Source organism: Rhodanobacter terrae (assembly GCF_042657005.1).
Taxonomy (GTDB): Bacteria; Pseudomonadota; Gammaproteobacteria; order Xanthomonadales; family Rhodanobacteraceae; genus Rhodanobacter; species Rhodanobacter terrae.
Genome location: NZ_JBHSNG010000012.1, coordinates 35,751 through 61,610, shown reverse-complemented (window position 1 = coordinate 61,610; position 25,860 = coordinate 35,751). Strand labels below are relative to the sequence as shown.

Here is a 25,860-nt window from a genome sequence, read left to right as displayed (position 1 = left end):
ATGCGCAAACTCAGCTCAAGCTTCGCCGTCGTCCTGCTGGCCCTGGCGGCGCTGTTCGCCGGCCCCGCTGCGGCCCAGTCGTTGAATGTCGACATCGTCGGCGGCGTCAAGACCGCAACCCCCATCGTGGTAGTGCCATTCGCCCAGGCGGGCGGGGCGCCGCTGTCCACCGACGTGGCCGACGTGATACGCAACGATTTCAATCGTTCCGGCAAATTCCGCTCGCTGGCCAAGAGCGATATCGTGGAGTTCCCGTCCAAGGGCGCGGACATCAAGTTCGCCACCTGGCGGCTGCTCAAGCAGGACTACATCACCGTCGGCCGCATCAGCGACGCCGGCGGCGGCATGCTGCGGATCGAGTATGAATTGTGGGACGTCAACAAGCAGCAGAGCCTGCTGGCGCAGGCCTTCACCGTGCCGGCCGGCGATCTGCGCGGCGTGGCGCACCAGATTGCGGATCAGATCTACCAAAAGATCACTGGCGTGCGCGGCGCGTTCTGGACCCGGATTGCCTACATCACTGCCGTGGGCCTGGGTAACAACACGACGTATTCCCTGCTGGTAGCCGATTCTGACGGCTTCAACCCGCAGGTGGTGGCTCGCTCCAAGGAGTCGCTGCTGTCGCCGGCGTGGTCGCCGGACGGCAAGAAGATCGCCTACGTCTCGTTCGAGAGCGGCAACTCGAATATCTACGTGCAGGACATCACCACCGGTTCGCGCCAGCTGGTCGAGTCGCATAGAAAGGGCATCAACGGCGCGCCGGCGTGGTCGCCGGACGGCAGCAAGCTGGCCGTGGCGCTGTCCTACGTGGGCAATCTGGAACTGTACGTGCTCGACCTGGCCAGCCACAAGGAAACCCGGCTGACCAACAACCTGGCGATCGATACCGAGCCGGTCTGGGCGCCGGACGGCCAGAGCATCTACTTCACTTCCGATCGTTCCGGCCGACCGCAGATCTACCAGATTCCAGCCAGCGGCGGCGATGCCCAGCGGATCACCTTCCAGGGCGACAGCAACTATAATGCTTCGGTAAGCTACGACGGCAAGCAGATCGCGATGGTGCAGGCCAACGGGAACGTGTATCGTATAGTCGTCATGGATCGCAGTCTGGGTGACCAGGTGCGACCCCTTTCGCCGGGTCCGATCGACGAATCCCCGAGTTTTGCACCAAATGCCAGCATGCTGCTGTACGCCGCTACCGAAGGACGTCGCGGCGTACTGTATGCCGTCTCGGCCGATGGTCTGGTTCGCCAGCGCCTGGTACTTACCGATGGCGATGTGCGCGAGCCGGCTTGGGGTCCGTACCGGCAACGTTGATTTCAACGCTGCCGCACGCAAGTGCGGCAGCGCGATGCCCAGGGACTGGGCCCGGACAGCGCCTTCCCGGCGCGTTTCGGTTTCCGGCTGTGACGCTTTGCGGCGCCATGGCCAGTCAGACCGATTGTGCAATACCTCGCACAGTCGGGCTTTCAAGTGTCAAAATAACAGCCGGTTAACCGGCGTGAGCTGCCCCGTAACCCAATCGTCATCGTTCGTCGGAACTCAACTCGTTTAAGGAACGTCACCATGAATAAGACCGTTCGCGTCGCCCTGGTTGCCCTGCTCTGCGTAGGCGCGGCCGCTTGCTCCAAGAAGGCTGAAGTCAAGCCGCAGCCGCCCATGGAGCAGAACACCCAGACCCAGGCTCCTGTCTCCAACGGCAAGTACACCCCTGCCGATCTCGATACCGATGCCTGCCTGCGTCAGCGCGTCGTTTACTTCGATTTCGACAAGACCGAAATCAAGCCGGAATTCCAGCAGATCATGGCGTGCCACGCCAAGTACCTGCAGGATCGTCCGATGTCGCACATCCGCCTCGAAGGCAATACCGACGAGCGTGGCACGCGCGAGTACAACCTGGGCCTCGGCGAGCGTCGTGGCAATGCCGTCTCCAGCGCGCTGCAGGCAGCCGGTGGTTCGGCCAGCCAGCTCGAAGTGATCAGCTACGGCAAAGAGAAGCCGGTGTGCCGTGAGCACAACGAGGATTGCTGGAGCAAGAACCGTCGCGTCGAGATCGTCTACACGGCGCAGTAATGATGAAGCGACTGGCTACCAGCTTTGCAGCCAGGTTCAGCATGGCGGGCGCTATCGCGTCCGCCATGCTGTTCGCGTTCCCGGCATTCGCGCAGGACTCGCGGCTGAGCCTCGCCGATCGTGTCGCGCGGCTGGAACAGCAGGCACAGAACAAGGACCAGTCCGGTATCGGCATGGTCAACCAGATGCAGGACTTGCAGGCACAGGTGCGACAGCTGCAGGGTAAAGTCGAGGAGTTGCAGCATCAGCTGCAAACGCTCGACGACAAGAACAAGGCGCAGTACGGCGATCTCGATGCCCGCCTGGGACGTATCGAAGGCGCCGCCGCAGGCAACCGTCCGCAGGGCCTGGCCGGCGCGCAGGCCGCTAGTCCGGCTCCAGCCGGTCCGGCTGTCCCGGCAGGCACCGCCGCAGCTCCCGCAACTGCCGGCAATAATCAGGCCGCGCCGGCGGCTGGCGGCGCCACCGATTCGGCCGGTGCCCAGGCCGCCTACGACACGGCATTCCAGGCGATTCGCGCCGGCAATTATGTGGAGGCATCGCGGGAATTTCGCGCTTTTCTCCAGCAATATCCGAATCATGCGCTAGCGCCCAATGCCTGGTACTGGCTGGGCGAGTCCTACTACGTCACCACCAACTATCAGGTCGCACAGGAGTCGTTCCAGCGGCTGCTCAGCCAGTTTCCACAGAGCGACAAGGCGCCCGATGCGCTGCTCAAGGTGGGCTACAGCCAGCTCGAGCTCAAGCAGGTCGATGCGGCCAAGGCCACGCTGAAGAAAGTGACTACCCAGTATCCGGGTTCCAAGGCAGCCAGCCTGGCCCAGGAACGCCTGCAGCGCCTGCAGCAGTAGTACGGCAATGAGCGGCGACGATGCATCCATGGCGTCCACCACGCCGGCTGCGGCTGTCGGCGAGCGCTTGCGGATCACCGAGATCTTCCACTCGATCCAGGGCGAGGCCGACGCGATCGGCTGGCGCACGGTATTCGTGCGGCTTACCGGTTGCCCATTGCGTTGCGTGTGGTGCGATACCGAGTATTCGTTTTACGGCGGCGACTGGCGCGCGATCGACGACATCCTGGCCGAAGTGGCTTCGCACGATGCGAGGCACGTGTGCGTGACCGGCGGCGAGCCGCTGGCGCAGAAGCGCTGCCTGATCCTGTTGCGGAAGCTGTGCGACGCCGGCTACGAAGTGTCGCTGGAAACCTCAGGTGCGCTGGACGTCTCCGCGGTCGACCCGCGGGTGCGCAAGGTGATGGATTTGAAGGCACCCGATTCGGGTGAAAGCAAGCGCAACCTGTGGTCGAATCTCGAACACCTGCTGCCGCACGACCAGATCAAGGTCGTGATCGCCAGCCGCGGCGACTACGAATGGGCGCGCACGATGCTGGCCGAGCATGCACTGGCGGGCCGTTGCATGGTGCTGTTCTCGCCGGTGCACGGCGCGGTGGAACCGCGCGAACTGGCCGAATGGATCATCGCCGACAAGCTGCCGGTGCGCTTTCAGATGCAGTTGCACAAGCTGCTGTGGAATGACGCAGCCGGGCATTGAGGGCAAGAAACGAGTGGAGAGGAGTGAGAAACGAGTCGGCTTTCCCGCACTTACTCGTTTCTCACTCCTCTCCACTCACTCCTGCTTTATGCGCTTCGGCCTGTGTCGCCGGCGGCGCTTCCCGGCCGGTGACTGGCCGTAACCGCGTGGATCCAAACTATGTCCCACAATTCTCCCCGCAAAGCCGTCGTGCTCGTCTCCGGCGGCATGGACTCGGCTGTCACCATCGCGCTGGCTCGCGAGCAGGGCTATCAGGTACACGCGCTGAGTGTGGCCTATGGTCAACGTCATAACTCAGAGCTGGCCGCCTCCGACCGCGTTTCGAAAATGCTGGGAGCGGTCGAGCACAAGACGGTGAGCATCGATCTGCGCAGCATCGGCGGCTCCGCGCTCACCGCCGACATCGACGTGCCGCTGGATACCGTGGACAGCAGCGACATACCGGTGACCTATGTTCCGGCGCGCAATACGATCATGTTGTCGCTGGCGCTGGGCTGGGCCGAGGTGCTTGGTTCCAGCGAGATCTGGTGTGGCGTCAATGCAGTCGATTACTCGGGCTATCCGGATTGCCGGCCCGCTTTCATCGAGGCGTTCGAAACGTTGGCGAACGTGGCCACAAAGGCCGGCGTCGAAGGTGCCGGCCTTCGTATCCACGCACCGCTGATGCGCATGAGCAAGGCCGACATTGCGCGCGAGGGTCAGCGCCTTGGCGTGGATTTCTCGGCCACGGTGAGCTGCTACAAGGCAGACGACGCAGGCCGTGCCTGCGGTCACTGCGATGCGTGCCGATTGCGTGCGCAAGGATTTCGCGAAGCCGGTCTGCCCGATCCCACGCGGTATGCCTGAGCGCGGAGTTGCTTGTGCCGTTGCCGCCCAGCCCGTAAAATTGTTCGCTTGAGTTTTTCAATGATGGGTCGTTAGCTCAGTTGGTAGAGCAGTAGACTTTTAATCTATTGGTCCCGGGTTCGAATCCCGGACGACCCACCAGTTTCCAGAGCGCCCACCGGGCGCTTTTTTTGGTTCTTCACGCATTGTCGGGAAAGGCGGCATGCGATCTGGCTGAGCGCGGTGCGGCGTTTCAGCAGGCGCGTGCTCTGCTCGCTGCGGCCATGTCTGGATCCTTCGCGGCAATACCGGCGCGACTTCGGCGAAAGCGGTCGTTTCGCAATCGCCTTGGCACCAAAACGCAGCCCTTTCGTGGACGACGTGCGATTGGCGATCTGCCGTCGGGATCAGCTGACGGGGTGCATCGCCGATGATGTGGCCGGGGTATCCGTCCGGCTGTCACTGTCGTGCATGACCGCACGCGGCAACTCGAACCAGAATGTGCTGCCGTGCCCCGGTCGGGAGCACAGCCCGATCTGCGTACCCAGCAACTTGGCCAGCCGCGCGGCGATGGCCAGTCCCAGTCCATAACCTTCATGGCGTTCGCTATCGTCATGCAGCTGCACGAATTCCTCGAAAATGCGTTGCTGATGGATCGTCGGGATGCCCGGCCCGTTGTCGCGCACTTCGATTCCTACCCCTCCGGCTCGACGTCGCGCCGCGATCAGCACGCGCCCGGGCGAACCGGTGTGCGCAATGGCATTGGCAATCAGCTGCTGCAGCAAATCACGGGTGAGTTCGGCGTCGCCATGCACACACCAATGGCCCGGGTGCCACGCCAGGTGCACACCGTGCTGGCGCGCATCTTCGGCCAGCGCCGCGCGGCTACGCACAAACAGACCTCCCACGCTGAATGAAGCAGACGTCGAGGCGACGACGCCGGCATCCAGTCGCGAGATTTCGAGCAAGGCATCCAGCAGTCGGGTCATCGTCGCCACGCTCGATCGCATCTGTGCCAGCAAGCCGTTTTGCTCGGAATCGACGCCGGGATGTAGGCCCGCCGCGATCAACCGCAACGCCTGCACCGGCTGGCGGAAGTGATGGCCGACCAGCGCCATGAATTGCGACTTTCCTCGCTCCGCGGCTTGGCTTTGGCGCGACTGATCCAGTGCATCGACCGCCATGGTGTGCTGGATCGATGCGCAATCGGCACGATGCGCCGCCAGCCGTCCGGCCAGTGCGACGGTAGTCGCACGCAATCGCGCGAATTCGCGATGCGGTTGATTCGCGTCCATGCTCACCTCTTCATCGCCGCCTTCGAGCAAGGCGTCGAGCGAACGCTGCAATTCCCGCAGTGGCGTCGATACGCGATAACGCAAGGTCAGTGTCGCCAGCGCCACCAGCACCCCGATACCGACGGCGCTCAACATGCCATACAGCAGAATAAGCCGCCGCGTCCGCAGGCGGCGTGCGGGATCGACGCGAACGGTGAGGACGCGATGCTGCCCTGGTCCGCTCGACAGGTCCCGGCGGTAGCGCTCGAACGAGGTGTCTGCCGCCACGCCGCTGGACAGCCGGCGACCGTCGGATTCTTCCAGATCGATGCGCTGCAACGGCTCGTCGCGATTGCCGTGCAAGGCCCCGTCGAGCAATGCCTGCGTGCCCGACGCGGTGGCATGTTCCAGCGCGCCGGCAAGGCGTTCGAGCTGCACGGCAATCTGCAGGTGAGCGGTGTCGTCCACGGTGCGCAGCCGTTGCGCGGTGAGCAGGCCGGTCAGTACCAGTGCGGCGAACGCGCAAGGCCATACACCGACGGCGAGCAGGCGATACAGCAGGGCAGTGGAATGGCGCGGCATGGTCAGCCTGGGTCCGCTGCCCTGCGCGGCAAGCGCATGCGTACGCGCCGTGGCGATGGCGGCAAGGGAATGGCGATCTTTATCGGCATCATGGGAAGCTGTCGGGACAGGTCCGGTTCGGTGAGGTGAACTGCCTTCCATGGCTACGGTGATCACACTCTAGATTGATCCGGTCAGCGCTTCGATAAGCACTTCGACATAGCGAGAAGCGACGAGGCAACATGCGACATAGAGCGAATTGCATATCGGGAAGGCGTGGTGCGTCGTACAGGCTGTCGGTATCGAACATCCGCTTTTGCCGCGACCGGCATGCTGGAGCGTGGCCGGCAAATTCGGTCCGGTGCAGTCGTGAGTTCCGGCTGGTGCAGCAGGCCTGGCGCGACAAGGGCAGGCCGGGAGCGGTGACGTCAGGCATGACGCCAAGGCGCGCTGCCATGCCTGAGGAGGCCGGGCATGATTTGCCCGTGTGCACGCCGGACGTGCCGTGGCAGAGATGGAAAAAGCCTGTGGGGCACGTAGGCGGCGGGTTTTCAGGGGCTGTTCGAATTCGCCGCCGAGTAGGTGTTGAGACGCCTCACCAGCGCGCGATGGCTGTTCTCGATTTTCTGCAGGCGTGCCTGCATGGCTGCATCGCTCACCCATTGCGCGCTGAGCGCGCGCCGGCGCTCCAGCGTGTAGTCGATGTCGGCGAACGGTATCAGGGCGGCATTGCTGGCCGGGGCAAAACCGCTGATGTCGTGGATCAGCTTGAGATTGGCGAGTTCCGCCGGGGCACTGCGCCCCCTCTTGGCGTAATGCGTGATGAAGTCGGTGATCGCCGCGCGCAGCTGCGGCGACAAGTCGTCGCGCACGATGATCACCGCATGCGGGATCAGATCCGATTTCCACAACACGCGCAGGCGCGCGTACTGCTCCGGGAAGTGCTGGGCGAAGCGTTCGAGGTCGGCGGTGTTGTTGGTGGCCACGTCCACTTCGTTGTTGGCGACGGCCAGTGCGTTGTTCTGGTGGTTGCCCACCACGACGTTGGCGAAGAACGTGTCCGAATCGAGTTTGTGGCTGGCAAAAAGCTGCGTCTCCGGCACCAGGTAGCCAGACATCGACAGCGATTCGCCGCGTGCATAACGCCAGTGGTTCGGCTTGCTGTAGATATCGTCCAGCGAGTGGATGGGCGAGTTCTTCGACACCAGCAGCACGGCGTAGTAACCGTGCGAGCCGTCGTCGCGGGTGAGCTGGGCAATCACCTGCATGCGGTGTTCGCCTACTGCATGCAGTGCCAGCCGTCCGGAGACGAAGGCGATGTCCACGCGCTCTTCCGCGATCGCGTCGGCCAACCCCTCGTAAGTGCTCACGGAGATACTGCGGACCGGGCGCAGCAATGCGCGGCTCATGTCTTCCAGTGTCGGCCGCCACGCGTCCAGCGATTCGGAAGCGCCGCCGATCGGCAGTATTCCGAACGTCAGCGGCGCCTGTGACACGCCGGTGCCTGGCTGGGCGGCCAGTTCTCCCGGCGCGACCAGCACGAACAGCAGCGCAATGCGGCAGAGCGCATGCCGCCTTGCCTGTTGCGATGTCCTGCATGAGTTGCGAGTTCGATGCACGTGCCCAAACCCTTGATCTGCAAGGCGCGCATCCTGTGCGTAAGGTGACTCGTACGGTAAGGCAGTCTACCGCCGGCCGGCGCGTGTTGTGTTATGGCGCGATGACAGGCGCGGCCGGCAGGGCAAGCGTCACGGCTAGCGAGCGAGAACCCTCAAGCAGGCTCTCAGAGCCCGCTGATGCTCCGCGAGGCAACCACAGCCTCGACCCGGTTGCGCACGTTGAGTGCCCGAAAGATCGCCGCCAGATGGATCTTCACGGTGCCTTCGCTGATGCCCAGGTCGCGGGCGATCACCTTGTTGGGTTTGCCTTGCGAGAGCGACCGCAGCACGTCGATCTGCCGCTCGGTCAGCAGCTTGCGCAAGCGCTCCTCGAGACTGGCGGCTGGTTGTGCACGGATGGTCGCAGCGGCGGCTCCGCCTTCCAGCAACAGCATGGGCGGCACATATACGCCGCCGGACAGCACCAGTCGCACGGCGGACAGCATCACGTCGGGCGAATAAGCCTTGGGGATGAAACCCTGCACGCCCAGGGCGAGCAGCTGCCTCATCAAGGCTGGATCTTCCGAACCGGAAATCACGATGACCGGCACTCCGGGCAGGCTGTCGATCGTTTCGATCAGGTGCTCGTAGCCATGGCTGCCCGGCATGGTCAGATCGATCAGCGCCAGCGTGGGAGCGGGACCTTGCCGGATCGCGCAGCGCAGTTCCTCCACGTCCATCGCCACCGTGAACTCGGTGGCCGGGTCGAGTTCGGCGAGCTTGAGTTTGACGCCCTCGACGATCAGCCGATGGTCATCCGCGATCAAAATCCGCATATCCGTTCCCCGTGGCATCGCGGCATCCCGCCCGAGCCTGTCTGCCCCCTGGGCAACATAGCCGCAGTGAGCACTGGCAGCAACACATGCGTGCCAGCCCGAACGGCCTAGGCTCTCCGCGATATGGCCGTTGTGGCGACGTGTCGCAAGAATGGCCGATGATCGCGACGGGAAAACAGCCATGGCAACTCGCGGCGGGGCGGCGGCAGCGCCGGCAAGGCTGGTACGGCCCGCCCGCGCGATGCCAGCTTGGCCGCTGCTCCGGGTCGCTGCCCGGCTGCCGTCAGCCAGTGCCGCGCGGTCTGGCCTGTCGGCGGGTCAGGCGCCTGCGGGCGGCCACCCGGCGAGAACGCGAGCGGCGAGGAAGCCATGAGCAAACTCCTGGAATTCTTCACCCCGCTGTTCTCCTACGGTCTGGCGATCGACGAGCAGATCGCCGATGGTGCCGCGCCAGGCGGCATCGGCGAGATCCACGCGTTCGCGCGCAGACTGATCGAACACGCTCGCTGCAGCGCACTGGCCGCCGGCAAGCCGGCCGCGGAGGTGGAGTCGGCGGCGTTCGCGGTGGTTGCCTGGTTCGACGAGACGATCACGCACAACCCATCCTGGCGGAATCAGGTCAGTCCGCTGCAGGTGTCATTGTTCAATACCGGCAGTGCCGGCGACGAGTTCTTCGAGCACCTGTCCCACCTCAAGAACGGCGAAGAGGAGGTCCGCGAGGTGTACTACCACGCCTTGCTGCTGGGCTTCGTCAGGCAGTATTACTTCGAGGTGGGCGACCAGGGCGAACTGGGCAGGATCAAGGAGCTGAACAGCCGTCAGCTGCCGATAGCGCCGGTGCCGTTGCTTATGCTGCGCGAGGAACAGATCACGCCGCAGCCCTACCGGATGAGGGACCCCTCCGGGCCGCGCTATCCCAGGCAGTGGGACGCGTTGTTGTTGAAGGCCGGAGCAGTGGTCGCGTTGCTGATTCCGCTTGCGTACCTGGCGTGGTTCTACCTTGCGGCCGCGCATGCGGCGGGATTCACGACGCAACAACTGGTGGACCAGGAAATCGCCGGCTACGGCCGCGCCGATCTCACCGGCGAGGTCCGCGGAGAGGGCGATTTCATGGCCATCCGGACCGTGCCGACGCGGCGAGGACCATGACAATGAGCCTCGTGCAGAAAACCTGGATTCGGCCAGCGCTGTTCGTGCCTGGTGCCATCGCATTGTCGGCGTTGATCCTGGGCATCCCAACGCGATTCTGGCAACTGCTGGGCCTGTGCCTTGGGGCGCTGGCGGTGTTGTGGTGGTTCGCCAGGGGCGCGCGCAAGTTTTCGCTTGCCGGCCGAGCGCGTCGGCGCATCGGCGATCTCGGCCCCGGTGACCCGGATGACGAACGCGCGCCGCTTGCGCAGATGAGTATGGCCATCCAGAAGGCCAAACGCGCGATCCTGCGTTCGCCCGGGCTTGTTGATCTTGGTGGGGCAGGCGGTCGCGATCCGTTGTATCGCGTACCGTGGATGCTGTTCATCGGCGACGCCGATGCCAACGTGCATGGCCTGTTGCAGGCGGCGAGTGCCATGTCGCCGTTTCCCGCGCCAGCGGGCGGCGAAGGGGGAGTTGTCTGGCGCTGGTGGTTCTTCAAGTCGCTGATCGCGATCGAGACCAGTCCACGCATCGTCTGCGATGCCTTGGTCCGCAGCGAACGCGGCCTTTGGTATCAAGCGCTGATGCGGCTGGCCAGCGAACGCGATCGGCTGCCGCTCAATGGCATCGTCGTCTGCGTCGGCGCCCGCGGCCTGCTCGGCGACGCAGGCGCGTTGAAAGATGCCGGCATGCGGCTGCGCCGGCTGGTCGACGAAGCCATGGAGCATTTGGAGGTCCGACTGCCGGTGTATGTAATCGTGACCGGGCTGGAGACCTTGCCCGGCTATGCGGCATTCCGGGCTGCCGTGCCGGCCGAGGTATTCGCCCAGGCGATGGGCTGGCGGCTGCCGGAAAACGAAGCGGTGCATGCGGATACCAGCGCCCAGTTCGACGGCTTGTTCGCGCCGGTAGCCGAGCGCCTGCATGCGTTGCGGCTCACCCTACTCGCTGCTCAGCACGAAGTGAAGGACAGGCACGGCGTGTTCGAGTTCGTGCAATCGATCAGTCGGCTGCAGGACGGCCTGCGCCGTTTCGTCGGTCTGCTGCTGGAAGACCATTCGTTCCGGCACTCGCCGCGCTGGCGTGGCCTGTACTTTACCGGCGGGGCGGCACCGGACACACCGGCCGGCCTATTCGTCACCGATCTGTTCACCCGCTTCCTGCCGGCCGACCAGCCACTCGCCACGCCGAACTTCAAGGGCCGTACGGGACGGGCGGGCGCGACGTCGCCGTGAACCGCTTCAGACCGCGCTGCGTGCGGATGTCCAGACGGCCATCATGGCTTCGCGCAGTTGCTCCGGCGAAACCGGCTTGTACAGCACGGTGATCTTCGCGGCCATGATTTCGCGCAGGCGGTCGCTGCGTGTCTCGCCGGTGATCAAAAGACGTGCGAAGGGTTGTTCGCCGTTGTTCTCCTCCTTGTCGTTGTAGTAGTGGTGATCGAGCGCAGCCAGCACGTCCAGTCCGCTCTCGCCTTCGCGCAGGCGCAGGTCGGAGATCACGATGTCCGGCGGCAGTATCCATTCACTGGCGGCTTCCAGGGCCTGTGCACGGTCTTCGGCGACGACCACTTCGCAGCCCCAGCTCCTGAGCAGGTAGCGGATGCCGGACAGGATCGCCGGCTCGTCGTCGATCACCAGCACGCGCATGCCGGAAACATCCAGTGGCGGATCTTCGATTCTGCAGTCGGGGACGTGCTGCGGCGGCACTTTCGGCAGCAGGAAGCTGAACACACTGCCGCGGCGTGGGCGCGATTTGAGCTGCATCCGGATATCGAGCAGGTCGGTCAGTCGCTGCACTGTGGCCAGGCCCAGGCCTAGCCCACGGCGCTGGCCGTCATCGTAGTCGTGCCCGCCATGAGGTTCGACCCGATAGAATTCGTCAAAGATGCGCAGCTGGTGTTCGGTGTCGATGCCTACGCCCGTGTCCCATACGTCGACTCGCAAGGTACCGGCCGGCCCGCGGCGCGCCCCGACCAGCACGCCACCTTCCTTGGTATAGCGCAAGGCGTTGCTGACCAGATTGTTGAGTATGCGCGCGAGCATGCTGCAGTCGCAGCGCACCCACTGGCGGGTGGTTCGCACGATGAGCCGAAGATTGTGCTGTTCCGCGATCATGCGGAAGTTCCGGCTGACTTCGTCGAAGACCTGATCGAGCGGGAACTCGCTGATCTCGACCTGCATGGCGCCGGTTTCCAGCCGCGACAGGTCGAGCAGTTCACTGAACAGATGATCGAGCGCCTGCACGCATTCCTGAATGTGTGCGATCCGATCCAGCCGCACCGGATCGTATTCGTCCACCGCCAGGGCAGAGGAAAACAGGGTCAATGCGTACAGCGGTTGCCGCAAGTCGTGAGAAGCAGCGGCCAGAAAGCGAGCCTTGGCTACGCTGGCGGCCTCCAGCGCGGCATTCTTGTGGGCCAGTTCGAGCGTGGCTTGCTCGATCTCCTGCTCCATGCTTCGATGCATGTCGAACAGCGCGGCGGCGGCCGCGTTGAAACCGCGTTGCAATTCACCGATCTCGGTCTGGTCGGTGATCTCCACCTCGACCTGACGTTCGTTGCGGCCGAGTTGATGCACAGCACGGGCGAGGTGCCGCAGAGGTGAGCCAATCCAGTGTGCCGCCTGCCAGCCGATCACCGCTGCGACGAGCAGGCTGGCGACGAGCGTGATGATCGCGATGCGCAGGCTGGAGCGCTGCGCCGCAATAGCCTCGCTCAGGTTCAATTCCACCAGCACCGAACCCAGCGTCGGCCGCTGCGGCTGATCGCGGTCGACCACGTCGCGCACCACGGTGAGGTTGTCCTGCGTCTGCGCCTTGCCGGCTTCGCGATCGTCGGCCAGGATCTCGCCATCGACCGCACGAATCTGCACATGCACCACGTGCGGCAATCCGCCCGTCGACTGGGCGATGCGTACCAGTTCGCGACGCTGCAGGTTGCGCAGGGGATCGGTGGAGATCGATGCGGCCTGGGTTGCGATGGCGTCCGCGTTGGAGCGAGCCATCACACGCAGGGTCGCCAGCTGGTGGCGGGTGAGGATGGTGACCAGCAACATGGCCGTGATCAGCGTGGGCGCCAACGCGATGAAGCCCAGCCGCTGCATCAGCGACGCGCGTCGCCACAGGCGTACCGGGAAGCTGCGTGTCCTGCCGTCCATCACTGCTTTGTGCCCCTGCGGCAACCCCGCGTGCCGCCAGCGTGAGCCTAGCGCGAAAAGCAGCGAACGGGAGCCCGCACGCATGGTATTCGGGTCGGCGATCAGCCATATGGCCGACGGCGGATTCCATTGCGGCTTCGAATATCCCTCTAAGGATGCTCTGAACTAGTCCAGACGCGAAAATCAGAAGTCTTTTACCTTGATGATTTGCGGTGACAAGCGCTGGAAAATTCGGACTTGTTCAGACCACCCCAAGGAACGACGTCCCTGCGTTCCGGAGAAAGGTACACACCGGCCGTGGCCTGCATCGTGGGAGCAACTTCAGTCGCGATGGCCGCGGCAGCGGCCTGCAGCATCCCGGCGTTGCAGCGGCTCGATGCACAGTCAGGCGGCGCAGCGCGCTGCTTTGCGATCGCGACTGAAGTCGCTCCCACAAGGGGCACCCTTCTCCAGACCGCAGTGGACTTATTCAGACCATCCCTAACCGGCTGTAGACGAAGCAACGGCCATCGCGAATGATCCGTGTTGGCCGTGTTGCAGGCGCGGCTCGATGGCCGCGCCTGCCGGGGCCTGGTTGATGCCTACTTCAGGCCTTCGGTGAACCAGTAGGTGCGCTTGCGCTTGCCGGTGTTGGGTGGGACGACTTTGTTGGCTCCCAGCGCCGAGGTGTTGTTGCCGCCGACCGCTGATCCGGTCTGGTTGCCGCCGCCGATGAGGACTGGGGTGTACACGCCGGAGCCGGGGTTGATTTCGACCAGGCCGAATACCGGCGAGGGTGGCAGGCCACCACCGTCGAAGGTGATGTAGCCCTTGCTGTTCAGGCCAGTGCCGGTCAGGAAGTTGATCGCGTATCCGCGTGCGAGACCCAGATTCGGGTAGCACATGTCGGGATTCGCCGTGGGATTAAACGGTGTATTAGTGCCGAAGTAGGTATAGCCCGCCACGGTCAATGGCGCATTCACGGCCTTTTCGCCGTCACCGGGTGTGCCTAAGGTGACATAGAACCCGGACGTGGTGCTGGTGGAGGAATACGGCGTTGTCGTTCCCGCGGCGGCGCCGGTTTCGTCGGTCAGCATGGTTTCGGTGATCGTGGTCCAGTTGCTGGCCACGCTGGTGCCGGTGTTGGTGTCTTTCAGCATGTAGAAACGGTTGATCACGGTGGACGACGCATTTGCCAACAGCGGGTGCTCGCGGTCGCCACTGGCGGCCACAACCGAGTCGAAACTGGCCGTCGGGGTGACGTCGGGCGGATAGAAGAACTTGCGGGCACTGGTACTGGTGCCGCCGCTGAGGCTGGCGATCTTGGTCACCGTCCAGTTGGCCGGGTTGGTGTCGTCGATGTCGGCACGCCAGATATTGCCGCCCAGATCAGCGGTGTAAAGGCGGTCGGTATAACCGTCGCCATTGCGATCCAGCAAGGTGATGTCGGCGGGGATGGCGTAGGTCATTCCGGCAACCGTCCTCGTGCAGCCGGACGGGCAGGCGGTCCATACCGTGTTGCCGTTGATGGCGTCCAGCACCACGATCGCGCGCCCCATGGTATCGGCAACGGCTACTGGGTCGGTATCCTCGGCGGGGTCATAGCCACCACCCATGATGACCACGGGAATGGGATTGCCAGTGGTGTCCGTGTGGCCCTTGACCAGGGCCAGCTTGGGTTGCGACCAGGTCTGGCCGAGTTCGGGGATGTCGACGTTTGTTCTTGTCCACATGAATATCGGTGGCTTGGTTGGATCGCTCACGTCGAACGCATAGATCACGCGGCCGCCACGACGCGCGGTGAGGTAGATGTAGGTTTTCGGGCTGCCGGCGACACGCAAATCCTGGTAGACCGTGGTGGTGCCGTCGAAGAAGTAATCCTTGCCGCTGCTGGTAGCGGGGTAATCCAGCGTGAGCCCTGGGGTGTTGTTGCGCAGGCGCTGGAATTTGCTGAAAAAGTCCGGGGCGATGAACGACCACAGCTCGCCGCCGGGACGCACCAGGCGCCCGCTGGACATCGTGATGACACCGGGGGCGGTGGCATCCTTGTTGCCGTTGACGGCGCGGAAGAGTCCGTCGTTGGAACCGTAGAACACCACGATGCCGGTGGAACCGCCGTAATTGACGACCGCCGGTCGTGAGTGCAGCACGTCGCCGTGGATGGACGGGCGCACGGTGACCGGGGTACCGGGTCCCTTCTGGGTCTCGGCGCCCGTGCCTGTATTGTTGTCCGTGCCGCGGACCCAGTTGATCAGGTTGCTGGCATCGGTTGACGTCGAACCGGATGGTAGGGCCAAGGCGGTGGGCGTCAGCGCCGTATTGCTGGTATCGAATGTGGGCAGCGTACCGGTGGTAGGACAGCCACCTACGCTGTCACAGGTATAGATCTTGCGTGTCGACTGATCAGTAAGATAGTCCGCGCGTATCATCTCGGCGACGCCACCCTTGTCGACGATCTGGCCGTCGGGGGCATCGAATGCCCCACCGGCACCGCTCGCACTGTTGATCCAGAAGCCGTTAGGTGGCCAGCTGGTGAAGATGGTGCTGGTGTAGCCACTGGCGTTGACGGTGAACGGACCGTTGCGCGTACCGGTACCTGTACCCGTACCAGTACTGGTGCCGGCGACGCCGGTCTGCCGGTCCGCCGTCCAGAAACTGAGCGCGTAGGGAGTAATGAAGCCGGTACCGCTGTTGGTGATCGCCGGATTGCCCAACGAATCGTCAAGTTCGACGTTGCCGCTTGAGTCAAGGCCAAGCTGGTACTGCTTGAGGTTGCCCGCCCAGCGCGGAGCGGCGGTTGCATCCGGGCGGAACATGCCGACATACACCTGGTTCAGCGAGGTGCCTTGGGCATTCACGCTGACCGGCAAGCTCACCGAGGCGAACACGCTGTTGGTCGCCTGCACTTCGGTCAGGATCGTGTTCAGCGCACTGATCAGCGAGGCCACATCGCCCGCATTGACGTGGAAATATTTGCCGCCACCGTTCGCGGCCATGCTCTTGATCAGGTTGATGTGATTACTGCATTTGGCTTGCGTTGCCTCGCAACCATCTGAAACGGCGATAGTGTAGGTGATGATGTTCTGGGGGTTATGCGCGACCGAAGGATCAGTGCCGGAAAGATCGGCGTTGTACATGAACCGCGTCCACTCGTCGCCCCAGTTTTGCTGGTAGCCAGTGGGGTTCAACTGGATGATCGGTGGGGTGGTTCCACCGTTGGCTGCCGTCAACGTTTGTTCCGCAGGCGTCACACTGCTTGACGTTTTGGGTGCATTGTTGCCGGTCACATTGGCCAGATAGATGATGAAGTTCTTCTGGCACGCGTCCGTGATCGATTTGGCGTACTTGGTTCCGGATATGCCCGTGCTGGCGGTGTAAAAGGCCCACGCCTCTTCCATGGATTCGTCCACCTTATTCTTGCCGTTGCCGAAAGCCATACCGGTGCCGGTCCCGCCGCCTGGTGTTCCCGCGATTGCTTTCAGAAAATTGCTAGCGCCAGTGGTGTCCATCAGCGGAAGAGGGCCGGGTGGATTCGGCGTGGGATTCGGATAGAAGAACAGTCCGCCACCTGTACTATCTGGAGCGAACATCATCAGGCCCATGTTGAGATTGCCGTTCAACGAGCTGCCCGACGTACCAACCGCACTGACCAACTGGTACAGCGCGCATTGCTCGAAGTCTAGATCCTTGGGATTGCTGGCTATCCAGGATGGACAGTTGCTGCCGGCAGGTATCGTGACGGCCGCATTACCCGCATCGGCGTTGTCCAGGACGAGCAGAACGTTCGGCTTGCCGCCGCCGGTCGGCGTGCCGGTATACAGGGAGATATCCTCGCCACTGGCCACACCCGGCAGCGCCAGCGTCGCGGCGATCAGAACGAGGATACGCATCCGATTCAAGGTGGTGTGCGCGTGTAGCATGACGATTCCTCCGCGGGGGCGGATGCAAAGGTTAATTAAGGGCAGGGCGTACCGATCGGTACCTGTACGGAGGCGCCTTGATGCACGGTGACCGCAACGGCGGTGTCGTTCGGGTCGGTGACGCTGGACTGGATGTCCCACTGCGTCGCCGAGCACATCGAGGGCGCCGCCGGGGGCGGAGATACAGTGGAGGCCGGACCCGGCAGGATCAGGTTGCCGTTGGGGTTGTTTGGCACCCTGCACACGTCGCCCACCGGCAGGATTGCGTTCGGGATCACCTTGCTGTCGAGACAGGCGGGAGGCGCGACCTGCGCGGTGAAATCCGGTTTGCCGTCGCCGTTGACGTCGACTGGCACGAGGGTGGTGGTGGTAATCGGCACCCGGATGAAAGGCTGGCTCATCACCTGCTCGATGCCTTGTTGCGCCACGGTGCCGGCTTCCAGCCGGTATTGCTGGTTGGCGGCGACCTTGGTGTTGATCATGCTCGAGCTGACCATCGAAATGGCGAAGAGCATGAAGATGACCAGGAAGATCAGCGTCATCACCAGGGTGAAGCCGCGCTGCGAGGCGCGGGCTGAAGAGGTCTTCATTACTGGTTCTCCCTCAGGCCGCCCGTATTCCAGATGCGCGCGACGGTGCCGTAGACATGCCGCTTGTAGTGGTCGTTATACGGACCGTCCGCCGCGGCGCGGCCCAGGTCGTAGCTACGGGTATCGGTCCAACTGGCCGTGTTGTCGAGATTGCGCGAAAGCAGGTTGATGCGCACGGCGGTGACGTTGGCCCAGTTGGCGGTGGCTGACGCGGTCCATGTGTAAGGGGGGACTGCGGCGGCGGCTGCCGCCGCACAGGCCGTCGGTACGGCGCTGACGTCGGACGGATTGTCGACATAGCAGTCAGGCGAGCCGTTGTTGTCGAGATCTTCGCCGTAGCTGTAGTGCACGTCCTCGATGCCTGCGACCAGTGAGGAAACCTGGATCGCGCCATTCACGAACTCGGCCACCTTCAACGTCGGCGTGGTATCGGCGCCGGTGCCGCTGCACACATCGCAGGTGGCCACGTAATAGCTGCGTTCGACGTATTGGCGCAGCTCGGCCGACGTGCTGGTGCTGCAGACGCTGCTGCCAGAAGGCGCCTTGTTGTGCAGGGTGAAAGCGCCGGCGGTCTTGCTGTAGACCATCGACACGCTGTCGGTCTCGCAGCCGGATCGCTGCAGGTAGTAATTGTTGCCATCAGGCGTGGCGGTGGTGCTGCCGGAGACGTAGCTGACGGTGAGGACCTCCGCGCCCGCCTTCATGTTGGGGAGGGTGGTTGCAAGGGTGGCCGGCAAGCACGCGGGAGCGGTGCTTGCCAGCGCTGGCCCGTAGACCGGGAGCGGAACGGTGAGCGCTGGAGTGGTGCTGAAACCCATCGACGCCGGCGCCGTGGCGCAGGGATCCGACAAGGCATAGCTTGTCGTGGCGACTGGCAGGCTGGAACGGCCGTAGAAGCCTGCCATCTCGATATCGCGCGTGATGGACTGCAGGGCGAAGCGGCCGTTCTCGACTTGCTCGGAAGTCTTGTTGAACTCGGAGCGCGCCTTGCTGGTGGAAACGTACAGCGAACTGAGCCCGGCCAGCAGCGCCAGGCCGATGGCGACGGCGATCATCAGCTCGATCAGGGACATGCCCGCTTGATGGCGGACATGCGACAACGGCTGGCTGTGGGCGCGAGGAGTCATCATGTCGTCGTGAGGTTGGCGATCTGGACCTGGACGCTGATCACGCGCCGAACACTGCTATCGCCGATCGAAGTCTTCCCGCATGTCAGCGTCGGTTTGGCGGTAGGCATCAGGCCTTGCCAGGCAACGCTGACGCGATAGATCGGGTTGTTGGGATCGAAGGGGAGGACCTCGTCGACGCAGCCGACGGCGCCGATCATGGCGCCCACCTTGGAGCTGCCGGAAACTTCGCTGGAACCGAGCAACGCGTTTTTCCATGCCGCGAGATCGGCATTGGCGGTGGCGATCTGGACGGCCGAGCCCGTAGCGCAGGTGGGTAGGGGAGAGGTGGTCGTGCTGAGACCGGTGGCGCTGTTGGAATAACACGAAGCGACCTGCCGGTTGGCGTTGATGCGCGAGACCATGTCCTGCACCAGGGTCAGTGCCTGTACCCGCTGGTACGACTCCATCTCGCCGCGCGTGGATTTCGCCATCAAGGTGACGGTACCGAGCAGGGCGATGGCCGCGATGACCAGCGACACCAGCGCCTCGATCAACATCATGCCAGTCTGGTTTTTCATGTGCAGGTGACCTTGGTGGACTCGACACGGCCGGTGGCGCCCACCGTGACGGTAAGGCAGAGCGGCTGCGGAGCGGTCTTGTCGAGTGGCGCGATCGTGAAGGTGGCCCCTGTGGTGGTCATCCGGCCATTGCCGTCGAAGGTGAAGCTTCCGCCGGATGGCGTGGCCGTGATGACAATATTGCCGAGGGCAGCCTGCTTGCGGATGGTAGCGATGGGGGTCGTCTGGCTGACAACCCACCCCTGGCTCCAGTCGGCCGCGTTGTTGGCCGTCACGTCGACCGTGGCGTTGCGCTTGATCGCCTCGCTGCGCGCCAACGCCACGGCGGAGCTGATGTCCATCGAGGCGTTCTTGACGCTCTGCGACTGCAGGAACGGCCGCATCGAGGGAACGGCGATCATCAGCAGCACGGCGAATACGGCCAGCGTGACCAGCATCTCGATCAGCGTGAAGCCGTGGCTACGCGATAGGCGCATGGCTCATTTCCAGCAGTTCGGGGTAGTCGGCAACTTGGTGCCGTCTCCCATGAGTTTGAGCGTGCCGCAGGTCGTGTCGCGGGTCTGGCCGTTTATCGGCGTGGCGGTGATGGTGTAGCCCGGCGACGTGCCGCCGGAGACGGAGGCCGCGACGGCCACCATCGAAACGCTGTAGCTGGGCGACACCGTGTTCGGCACGCTGTAGCCCAGCGTGGTCAGGGCGCCGGCGAACTGCCGGCTGTCGACCATGTAGCGCTCCTGCGCGCTGGCGATTTCCTGCATGGCGCTCTCGGCCGCCGAGCGGTTGGAGCGCAGGATGTATTGGTAGTAACTGGGTACCGCGATGGCAGCGAGAATGGCGATGACCGCCACCGTGATCATCAGCTCGATCAACGTGAAACCGCGCGCGCACGGCCCGGACCGCGTCCGGCACAAAAATCTGCGGGTCGCTGACGCGAGCCGCCGATCGGAATGGATCGAAACTGGCATATTCCCCCCTAGGGTTGTCGGCATTATTTCAGTTGACCGACAGGTTCGTCCGTGTGCTGTGTCACGGGCTAACTCCATGCTCGGCTGGAAATATGAGATGTTCCCTAATCAATGTCAAATGGCGGATTTGCGGGCTTTTCGGCAGGTTGCCGAACCCTCCGCATGATCTATCGACTTCGTCCGGGAAGTCATTTACTCAGGCCTGACGCACCCTTTCGGAACTGGCAGAAGTTTGGGTCAGGCGATGGCGTGAATTTTCCGCTAGCTGGAGAACGCGCCGGGCGCCTTGGACGGCATGGGAGGCCCACGAGGCACGCAAAGCGCCCGCCCTGGCGTTCAATCGATGTGCCTGGTCGCCTGCCGGTGGCGCCGGGTGATGCGCTCGACCAGCAGGGGCAGCAGTGCGAGCAGGGCGAGTGCGCCCAGCGGAAGCAGCACTTCGCGGTGCATGAACAAGGCGAGGCCGAAGCTGTCGCTTTGGCTCATGGCGTCGCCCAGGCCGGCCCCGATGGAAGTTTCGAAGATCAGGGAGATGGTGCCGCCAAGCCAGCTGGCACCGAGAAACAGCCACAGCGGACAGCGCAGCCAGGCCAGCGCGACGGTGGCCGCACCGAACGGCACCACCGGCACGAAGCGCAGAAACAAGGTATAGCTCACCGGATGCCGCTCGAAACCATGGTGCAGCCGCGCCACGACCGCCGGTGGCCGCCGGCTGCCCGGACCGAACGCATAGCGGCTGGCCAGGTAAAGGATCAGCGAACCCAGGGTCAGCCCGACCGACGAACACAGCGTGGCATCCAGCATGCCGAACGCGAAGCCGCCGGCCAGGATCACCACGATGGTACCGGGAATGCCGGTGGCCACGGTCAGCGTCAGCAGCCCGACATAGGCCAGCCGCGTAAGCCAGGGGTGTTCGGCGATCTGCGCCTGCAGCTCGGCCTGATGCGTCACCAGCTGCCGCGGAGTCAACTGGTCGAGCGAGCCGGACGCGAACAACACGATGCCGGCCAGCACCAGCAGAATCAGGGGGAGCGCTGCGCGCCAACGGCTCAATATGGTATGCCGCTGGTGCCGTACCCGGCCAGCACGGCGCGCGCCTGGTCGCGCAGGATGTCGCGGCGCACGGCGATATTGCGGCGCTGCAGCTCGCCGATCCAGTCGGTCGGCAACGGGCCTTCGTCGAAATCGGTCAGCTCTTCGACGTCCTCGGCGCGTGCGCCGATCAGCAACTCGTCGACGCCGGCCCAGATGGTGGCGCCGAAACACTGGGAGCAGGGCTGCGCGCTGCTGGCCAGGATGTAACGGCCGCCCTGCTCATTGAGCCGGAACGCCGCGAGACGTTGCTGCGCCATCATGTACGCCATCGTTTCCGCATGCGCGATCGAGCAGGTCTGCGCCACCACGCGATTCACGCCCACCGAGATCAGCCGCCCCGCCGCGTTGAACACCGCCGCGCCGAACGGGCCGCCAAGGCCGTGTTCGACGTTGTGCTTCGACAGCTCTATCGCCAACCCGACCCGTTCCTCGTCGGTGAGATAGGTGCGGCTCTCGTCGGCGACCTCGCTGATCCATGGCGGCAAGGTCAGATGGATCTGCAGTGGCAACATGCGGCTTCCCTAGGCTCCGGCCTGCGCGGCCCAAGTGTCGCGCAAGGTCACGGTGCGGTTGAACACCGGCGCCGCGGCGCGGTGATCGACGCGGTCGGCCACGAAATAGCCCAGCCGCTCGAACTGGAAGCGCTGTTCCGGATCGACGTTCGCCGCCGCCGGCTCCAGCCAGCCGCGCACCACCTGCTTGGCTTGCGGATTGACGTGGTCGAGCCAGCTCTTGCCGTCTTCTTCACTGTCCGGTGCGGCCACGCTGAACAGGCGCTCGTAGATGCGCACTTCAGCGGCGACTGCGTGCTTCGCGCTGACCCAGTGGATCGTGCCCTTCACCTTGCGATCCGCGCCGGGCATGCCGTGGCGGGTTTCCGGGTCCAGCGCGCAGTGCAGCTCGCTCACCTTGCCGTCGGCGTCCTTGATCACTTGTTCGCACTTGATGATGCCGACGCCGCGCAGGCGCACTTCGCCCTCGGGTTTGAGGCGGTGGAAACCCTTCGGGGGCACCTCGGCGAAATCCTCGCGCTCGATCCACAACTCGCGTGCGAACGGCACTTCACGGGTGCCGAAGCTCTCGTTCTTCGGATGGTTCGCGAAGGTGAGCGTTTCTCCGTGGCCTTCCGGCAGGTTGGTCAGCACCAGCTTCAGCGGATCGAGCACCGCCATGCGGCGCGCCGCGGTGGTGTCCAGATCCTCGCGGATGCAGCCTTCCAGGACCGCGTAGTCGATCACGCTGTTCTGCTTGCTCACGCCCACGCGCTCGATCAGCAGGCGCAGCCCGGCCGGGGTGAAGCCGCGCCGGCGCAGGCCGCGCAACGTGTTCATGCGCGGATCGTCCCAGCCGTCCACGAAATTCTCGTTCACCAGCTGGGCCAGCTTGCGCTTGCTGGTGATGCAGTAGCTGAGGTTGAGCCGCGAGAACTCGATCTGGCGCGGCTTGGCCGGCACCGTCGAGAGGCCGGCGTCGACCAGCGGCTGCCATAGCTGGGGGTGGTTCGGCAGGTCGACCTTGTCCACGAACCAGTCGTACAGCGGCCGGTGATCCTCGAACTCCAGCGTGCACAGCGAATGGGTGATGCCCTCCAGCGCATCCGACAGGCAGTGCGCGTAGTCGTACATCGGGTAGATCGGCCACGCGTCGCCGGTGTTCTGGTGGGCGATCTTGCGGATGCGGTAGATCGCCGGGTCGCGCATGTTGATGTTGCCGGCGCTCATGTCGATCTTCGCGCGCAGCGTCTTGCTGCCGTCGGCGAACTCGCCCGCGCGCATGCGGCGGAACAGGTCGAGGTTCTCCGCCACGCTGCGCTCGCGATGGGGCGAATTGCGGCCGGCAGCCGTCAGCGTGCCCCGATACTCGCGCATCTCCTCGGCATTGAGGTCGTCCACATAAGCCACGCCATCCTCGATCAGCTTCAGCGCGGAACGGTAGAACACCTCGAAATAATCCGACGCGTGGCGCAGGGCATGCCATTCGAAGCCGAGCCAGCGCACGTCGTCCTTGATGCCCTCGACGAACTCCGGATCTTCCTTGCCCGGGTTGGTGTCGTCCAGGCGCAGGTTGCACCAGCCCCTGAACTCGCCCGCGATGCCGAAGTTCAGGCAGATCGCCTTGGCGTGGCCGATGTGCAGGTAGCCGTTCGGTTCCGGCGGAAAGCGCGTATGGATGGCGTGGTGCTTGCCCGAGGCCAGGTCGTCGCGCACGATCTGCCGGATGAAGTCTTGCTGCGGAGCCGCCTGCTCCGAAGCCGCCGGATGCACGATGGCCGTCGGCGTGGCTGGTGCGGTGGCGGGATGGTCGATCGACATCGGGCAGGGCTCGCAGGCAGTAGCGGAAACGTCCAAGTTTACCTTGTCGCCGCCCTGGACGCAGATCGCCGGTCCACCTTGCCCCGCGAGGCCGAGCGGGTTAGCGTGCAGGCCATGCACATCGTCTATCGCGCCGAAAACCTGTTCGATGCCCATCTGGTCAAGGATGCGCTGGAAGCCGGTGACATCCCGGCATTCATCGCCGGCGAATACCTGACCGGTGCGGTCGGCCAGCTGCCCGCCATGGATTACATCGCGGTGATGGTGCCCGAATCGAGTGTGGCCATCGCCCGCGGCATCGTGGGCGAAGTGGAAGCCCGGCTCGTCGAGGCGCGGTCGGCCATTCAGGACGACGACCTGCCCGATGATCCGCTGACCGTACCTTGCTGAGCCGCCCAGGCCGGCGCGACATCTTCAAGGAGCTTCATGCAAGAGCTGGCTGCCCTGATTCGTGCCGTACCGGATTTCCCCACCCCCGGGGTGTTGTTCCGTGACGTTGCTCCGTTGCTCGCCGATGCCGCTGCGTTTGCCCGGTGTATCGACGCACTGGCCGAGCCCTGGCGGGCCAGCGGTGTGCAGGCGATATGCGGCATCGAGGCACGCGGCTTCATTTTCGGCGCCGCGCTGGCGCAGGAGCTGCATGCCGGTTTCGTCCCGTTGCGCAAGCCGAACAAGCTGCCGCCGCCGGTCGTGGCCGTGGACTATCAACTGGAATACGGCAGCGATCGGCTGGAGGCGCAGAATGAGGCGCTGAAGCCGGGCGAACGGGTGCTGCTGGTCGATGACGTGCTGGCCACCGGCGGCACGCTGGCCGCGGCAGCCTCCCTGGTCGACCGGCTGCATGCCGAACTGATCGGCGCCAGCGTGGTCATCGAGCTGGTTGCAGCCCGCGGGCGGACCCGCTGGCAGGGGAGTAAGCCGTTGCACAGTCTGTTGCGTTATTGACTGAAGCGGCATCCAGCGCAGCCGTCGGCTGCGAGGTGTAGCGTCCGAAGAGCGCGATGATCGTGATCGGTACAGGGGGCTGGAAACAACGGATGCCGCAGAGCCATGAGGCGCTCCCTGGACGCGAGCAGGCGATGGCGCCCGCCCAGCCGCATCACGTTCACGGGCGCTCGCTGCTGTCCAGGAATTATCCGCGGAGCGAGATGGTGCTGTTCGGCATGGGCCGCTTCTGGGGCGCGGAACGCAGGTTCTGGGATCTTCCGGGCGTGCTGACCACGGCGGTCGGCTACGCCGGCGGCTATACGTCGACCCCGACCTACGATGAAGTCCGTTCCGGCCGGGCCGGCCACGCCGAGGTGGTGCAGGTGATCTATGACCCGGCGCAGATCCGCCTGGAACGATTGCTGAAGGTGTTCTGGGAAAGCCACGATCCGACCCAGGGCATGCGCCAGGGAAACGACGTCGGCACCCCATACCGTTCGGCCGTCTATACGTCCAACGTGGCGCAGCTGGGCATCGCCGAAGCTTCGGCCAGACGTTGTCAGGCGGAACTCAACCGCGCCGGCCTTCATTCGATCACGACGGAGATATCCGTCGCCGGCCCGTTCTACTACGCCGAGGACGAGTACCAGCAATACCTGTCCAGGAACCCGGATGGACAAGACGGGTTGGGCGGAACCGGAGTGCGTCATCCGATCGGGTGAGCTTGCGGGGATGATGCGACCGCGCCGGCCGGTGCCAGTCGTCCTGGACGGCGTTCAAGGCGCGACGATATCCAGGCTTTCGACATAGACCAGCTCGCACGCGCCTGCGCCCGTGTCCTCGCGGGTCATCGAAGTGTTCCAGTGCCAGCCGTCGGCCCGGCTGGCGTCAACCAGGAAGCCTTCGATATGGACGACCTGGCCCTGGCGCACTTGTTCGAGTTCGCGCCTCACGCCGGGGTCGGCGGGAATCATGTGCATGTTGGCGCTGGAGGTTTCGATTTCGCGGCGCGGGATCGGGAATTCCTTCACGTGCCAGTAGTAGAAGCGGCCGGACTGGGTGATGTCGATGTTTGCCAGCACATCGCTGTCGGACATGCGGCCCCAGCCGAGCGCAAGGTCTTCGGGGACCAGGTCCGCGTCGGCGCCCCAGGAATAATCCCTGCGCGACAGCACGCGTGCGGTGATGTCGAAATGGGCGCGGGTGGTCAGCGTGATGTCGCCGCGCTGCAATTGCGCGCCGTGGTCGAGGTCGACCTGCTCGGGCGGTTCGGCCGCGAGCACGCCCGGCAGCGGGTGCAGCGGGCGGTGGCGCCAGTGCGACATCGCACCCAGCAGCGCCAGCAGCACGGCGGCGCCAAGCAGGAGCTTGCGCATGC

The 25,860-nt window shown here is 64.3% G+C and carries 24 protein-coding genes and 1 tRNA gene; 11 read left to right on the top strand and 14 right to left on the bottom strand.

Annotated elements, in window-relative coordinates:
- The 6 genes from tolB (at window position 1) to ACFPPB_RS12410 (ending at window position 4,611) form a co-directional block, all read left to right on the top strand.
- Window positions 1-1,317, top strand: coding sequence for a Tol-Pal system beta propeller repeat protein TolB (tolB, locus tag ACFPPB_RS12435; protein WP_377327509.1), 1,317 nt, complete (start codon window positions 1-3; stop codon window positions 1,315-1,317).
- Window positions 1,318-1,566: 249 nt separating this feature from the next.
- Window positions 1,567-2,073, top strand: a complete 507-nt coding sequence (gene pal, locus ACFPPB_RS12430; protein WP_377327507.1) for a peptidoglycan-associated lipoprotein Pal — start codon at window positions 1,567-1,569, stop codon at window positions 2,071-2,073.
- A 41-nt stretch (window positions 2,074-2,114) separates the two neighbouring features.
- Window positions 2,115-2,924 carry a tol-pal system protein YbgF gene (gene ybgF, locus ACFPPB_RS12425; protein WP_377327505.1) on the top strand — a complete coding sequence of 270 codons (810 nt, stop codon included), beginning with the start codon at window positions 2,115-2,117 and terminating at the stop codon, window positions 2,922-2,924.
- Between the two features lie 7 nt (window positions 2,925-2,931).
- Complete coding sequence (gene queE / locus ACFPPB_RS12420; RefSeq protein WP_377327503.1) at window positions 2,932-3,624, top strand: 7-carboxy-7-deazaguanine synthase QueE; 693 nt, start codon at window positions 2,932-2,934, stop codon at window positions 3,622-3,624.
- A 159-nt stretch (window positions 3,625-3,783) separates the two neighbouring features.
- Entirely contained in the window at window positions 3,784-4,470 is a 687-nt protein-coding gene (gene queC, locus ACFPPB_RS12415; RefSeq protein WP_377327501.1) for a 7-cyano-7-deazaguanine synthase QueC, read from the top strand.
- Between the two features lie 65 nt (window positions 4,471-4,535).
- Window positions 4,536-4,611, top strand: a tRNA-Lys gene (locus ACFPPB_RS12410).
- A 245-nt stretch (window positions 4,612-4,856) separates the two neighbouring features.
- Here the strand turns inward: ACFPPB_RS12410 and ACFPPB_RS12405 are convergent.
- The 3 genes from ACFPPB_RS12405 to ACFPPB_RS12395 form a co-directional block, all read right to left on the bottom strand.
- Window positions 4,857-6,305: a sensor histidine kinase gene (locus ACFPPB_RS12405; RefSeq protein ID WP_377327499.1), complete on the bottom strand. Its 1,449-nt coding sequence runs from the start codon at window positions 6,303-6,305 to the stop codon at window positions 4,857-4,859.
- Between the two features lie 530 nt (window positions 6,306-6,835).
- Window positions 6,836-7,903: a phosphate/phosphite/phosphonate ABC transporter substrate-binding protein gene (gene phnD, locus ACFPPB_RS12400; protein WP_377327497.1), complete on the bottom strand. Its 1,068-nt coding sequence runs from the start codon at window positions 7,901-7,903 to the stop codon at window positions 6,836-6,838.
- A gap of 164 nt (window positions 7,904-8,067) precedes the next feature.
- The gene (locus tag ACFPPB_RS12395) at window positions 8,068-8,718 is read right to left on the bottom strand and encodes a LuxR C-terminal-related transcriptional regulator (RefSeq protein ID WP_377327495.1); all 651 of its coding nucleotides are present in this window, start codon (window positions 8,716-8,718) and stop codon (window positions 8,068-8,070) included.
- 369 nt (window positions 8,719-9,087) lie between these two features.
- On the opposite strand from ACFPPB_RS12395, the gene ACFPPB_RS12390 reads away from it, so the two are divergent.
- Together ACFPPB_RS12390 and ACFPPB_RS12385 are read left to right on the top strand one after the other, a co-directional pair.
- Complete coding sequence (locus ACFPPB_RS12390; RefSeq protein WP_377327493.1) at window positions 9,088-9,867, top strand: DotU family type IV/VI secretion system protein; 780 nt, start codon at window positions 9,088-9,090, stop codon at window positions 9,865-9,867.
- Entirely contained in the window at window positions 9,864-11,084 is a 1,221-nt protein-coding gene (locus tag ACFPPB_RS12385) for a type VI secretion system protein (protein WP_377327491.1), read from the top strand. Before ACFPPB_RS12390 ends, ACFPPB_RS12385 begins: the two co-directional genes overlap by 4 nt.
- A gap of 6 nt (window positions 11,085-11,090) precedes the next feature.
- Here ACFPPB_RS12385 and ACFPPB_RS12380 read toward each other — a convergent pair whose 3' ends face one another.
- The 10 genes from ACFPPB_RS12380 to ACFPPB_RS12335 all read right to left on the bottom strand — a co-directional run bounded on the left by ACFPPB_RS12380 (window position 11,091) and on the right by ACFPPB_RS12335 (window position 23,555).
- The gene (locus tag ACFPPB_RS12380) at window positions 11,091-13,091 is read right to left on the bottom strand and encodes an ATP-binding response regulator (protein ID WP_377327489.1); all 2,001 of its coding nucleotides are present in this window, start codon (window positions 13,089-13,091) and stop codon (window positions 11,091-11,093) included.
- Window positions 13,092-13,588: 497 nt separating this feature from the next.
- Window positions 13,589-16,876, bottom strand: a complete 3,288-nt coding sequence (locus ACFPPB_RS12375) for a pilus assembly protein (protein WP_377327599.1) — start codon at window positions 16,874-16,876, stop codon at window positions 13,589-13,591.
- A 65-nt stretch (window positions 16,877-16,941) separates the two neighbouring features.
- On the bottom strand, window positions 16,942-17,496 hold the full coding sequence (locus ACFPPB_RS12370) for a pilus assembly PilX family protein (protein ID WP_377327487.1): 555 nt from the start codon (window positions 17,494-17,496) through the stop codon (window positions 16,942-16,944).
- Complete coding sequence (locus tag ACFPPB_RS12365; RefSeq protein ID WP_377327597.1) at window positions 17,496-18,623, bottom strand: PilW family protein; 1,128 nt, start codon at window positions 18,621-18,623, stop codon at window positions 17,496-17,498. Before ACFPPB_RS12365 ends, ACFPPB_RS12370 begins: the two co-directional genes overlap by 1 nt.
- Window positions 18,623-19,183 carry a type IV pilus modification protein PilV gene (gene pilV, locus ACFPPB_RS12360; RefSeq protein WP_377327485.1) on the bottom strand — a complete coding sequence of 187 codons (561 nt, stop codon included), beginning with the start codon at window positions 19,181-19,183 and terminating at the stop codon, window positions 18,623-18,625. The genes ACFPPB_RS12365 and pilV overlap by 1 nt, the downstream gene beginning before the upstream one ends.
- Entirely contained in the window at window positions 19,180-19,659 is a 480-nt protein-coding gene (locus tag ACFPPB_RS12355) for a GspH/FimT family pseudopilin (protein WP_377327483.1), read from the bottom strand. Before ACFPPB_RS12355 ends, pilV begins: the two co-directional genes overlap by 4 nt.
- 3 nt (window positions 19,660-19,662) lie before the next feature.
- Entirely contained in the window at window positions 19,663-20,052 is a 390-nt protein-coding gene (locus tag ACFPPB_RS12350) for a type IV pilin protein (RefSeq protein WP_417715090.1), read from the bottom strand.
- A gap of 432 nt (window positions 20,053-20,484) precedes the next feature.
- On the bottom strand, window positions 20,485-21,201 hold the full coding sequence (locus ACFPPB_RS12345) for a TVP38/TMEM64 family protein (protein WP_377327479.1): 717 nt from the start codon (window positions 21,199-21,201) through the stop codon (window positions 20,485-20,487).
- Window positions 21,198-21,755, bottom strand: coding sequence for a nucleoside deaminase (locus ACFPPB_RS12340; RefSeq protein ID WP_377327477.1), 558 nt, complete (start codon window positions 21,753-21,755; stop codon window positions 21,198-21,200). The genes ACFPPB_RS12345 and ACFPPB_RS12340 overlap by 4 nt, the downstream gene beginning before the upstream one ends.
- Window positions 21,756-21,764: 9 nt before the next feature.
- A complete protein-coding gene (locus ACFPPB_RS12335; protein WP_377327475.1) occupies window positions 21,765-23,555 on the bottom strand; it encodes a glutamine--tRNA ligase/YqeY domain fusion protein in 1,791 nt (596 codons plus the stop codon).
- A 114-nt stretch (window positions 23,556-23,669) separates the two neighbouring features.
- Here ACFPPB_RS12335 and ACFPPB_RS12330 point away from each other — a divergent pair, with 114 nt between their 5' ends.
- The 3 genes from ACFPPB_RS12330 to msrA all read left to right on the top strand — a co-directional run bounded on the left by ACFPPB_RS12330 (window position 23,670) and on the right by msrA (window position 25,204).
- Window positions 23,670-23,945: a putative signal transducing protein gene (locus ACFPPB_RS12330; protein WP_377327473.1), complete on the top strand. Its 276-nt coding sequence runs from the start codon at window positions 23,670-23,672 to the stop codon at window positions 23,943-23,945.
- A gap of 36 nt (window positions 23,946-23,981) precedes the next feature.
- Window positions 23,982-24,500 (top strand): adenine phosphoribosyltransferase, encoded by a 519-nt coding sequence (locus ACFPPB_RS12325; RefSeq protein ID WP_377327471.1) that lies wholly within the window; start codon window positions 23,982-23,984, stop codon window positions 24,498-24,500.
- A gap of 62 nt (window positions 24,501-24,562) precedes the next feature.
- Complete coding sequence (msrA, locus tag ACFPPB_RS12320; protein ID WP_377327595.1) at window positions 24,563-25,204, top strand: peptide-methionine (S)-S-oxide reductase MsrA; 642 nt, start codon at window positions 24,563-24,565, stop codon at window positions 25,202-25,204.
- 54 nt (window positions 25,205-25,258) lie between these two features.
- On the opposite strand, the gene ACFPPB_RS12315 is transcribed toward msrA, so the two are convergent.
- Window positions 25,259-25,858 carry a hypothetical protein gene (locus tag ACFPPB_RS12315; protein WP_377327469.1) on the bottom strand — a complete coding sequence of 200 codons (600 nt, stop codon included), beginning with the start codon at window positions 25,856-25,858 and terminating at the stop codon, window positions 25,259-25,261.
- Window positions 25,859-25,860: the final 2 nt, after the last annotated feature.

Excerpts from the sequence above, each read along its gene's own strand:
- tolB (WP_377327509.1), top strand. The coding sequence starts at position 1 with ATGCGCAAACTCAGCTCAAGCTTCGCCGTCGTCCTGCTGGCCCTGGCG.
- pal (WP_377327507.1), top strand. The coding sequence starts at position 1,567 with ATGAATAAGACCGTTCGCGTCGCCCTGGTTGCCCTGCTCTGCGTAGGC.
- ybgF (WP_377327505.1), top strand. The coding sequence starts at position 2,115 with ATGGCGGGCGCTATCGCGTCCGCCATGCTGTTCGCGTTCCCGGCATTC.
- queE (WP_377327503.1), top strand. The coding sequence starts at position 2,932 with ATGAGCGGCGACGATGCATCCATGGCGTCCACCACGCCGGCTGCGGCT.
- queC (WP_377327501.1), top strand. The coding sequence starts at position 3,784 with ATGTCCCACAATTCTCCCCGCAAAGCCGTCGTGCTCGTCTCCGGCGGC.
- ACFPPB_RS12405 (WP_377327499.1), bottom strand. The coding sequence starts at position 6,305 with ATGCCGCGCCATTCCACTGCCCTGCTGTATCGCCTGCTCGCCGTCGGT.
- ACFPPB_RS12395 (WP_377327495.1), bottom strand. The coding sequence starts at position 8,718 with ATGCGGATTTTGATCGCGGATGACCATCGGCTGATCGTCGAGGGCGTC.
- ACFPPB_RS12390 (WP_377327493.1), top strand. The coding sequence starts at position 9,088 with ATGAGCAAACTCCTGGAATTCTTCACCCCGCTGTTCTCCTACGGTCTG.
- ACFPPB_RS12385 (WP_377327491.1), top strand. The coding sequence starts at position 9,864 with ATGACAATGAGCCTCGTGCAGAAAACCTGGATTCGGCCAGCGCTGTTC.
- ACFPPB_RS12380 (WP_377327489.1), bottom strand. The coding sequence starts at position 13,091 with ATGCGTGCGGGCTCCCGTTCGCTGCTTTTCGCGCTAGGCTCACGCTGG.
- ACFPPB_RS12375 (WP_377327599.1), bottom strand. The coding sequence starts at position 16,876 with ATGCGTATCCTCGTTCTGATCGCCGCGACGCTGGCGCTGCCGGGTGTG.
- ACFPPB_RS12370 (WP_377327487.1), bottom strand. The coding sequence starts at position 17,496 with ATGAAGACCTCTTCAGCCCGCGCCTCGCAGCGCGGCTTCACCCTGGTG.
- ACFPPB_RS12365 (WP_377327597.1), bottom strand. The coding sequence starts at position 18,623 with ATGACTCCTCGCGCCCACAGCCAGCCGTTGTCGCATGTCCGCCATCAA.
- pilV (WP_377327485.1), bottom strand. The coding sequence starts at position 19,183 with ATGAAAAACCAGACTGGCATGATGTTGATCGAGGCGCTGGTGTCGCTG.
- ACFPPB_RS12355 (WP_377327483.1), bottom strand. The coding sequence starts at position 19,659 with ATGCGCCTATCGCGTAGCCACGGCTTCACGCTGATCGAGATGCTGGTC.
- ACFPPB_RS12340 (WP_377327477.1), bottom strand. The coding sequence starts at position 21,755 with ATGTTGCCACTGCAGATCCATCTGACCTTGCCGCCATGGATCAGCGAG.
- ACFPPB_RS12335 (WP_377327475.1), bottom strand. The coding sequence starts at position 23,555 with ATGTCGATCGACCATCCCGCCACCGCACCAGCCACGCCGACGGCCATC.
- ACFPPB_RS12330 (WP_377327473.1), top strand. The coding sequence starts at position 23,670 with ATGCACATCGTCTATCGCGCCGAAAACCTGTTCGATGCCCATCTGGTC.
- ACFPPB_RS12325 (WP_377327471.1), top strand. The coding sequence starts at position 23,982 with ATGCAAGAGCTGGCTGCCCTGATTCGTGCCGTACCGGATTTCCCCACC.
- ACFPPB_RS12315 (WP_377327469.1), bottom strand. The coding sequence starts at position 25,858 with ATGCGCAAGCTCCTGCTTGGCGCCGCCGTGCTGCTGGCGCTGCTGGGT.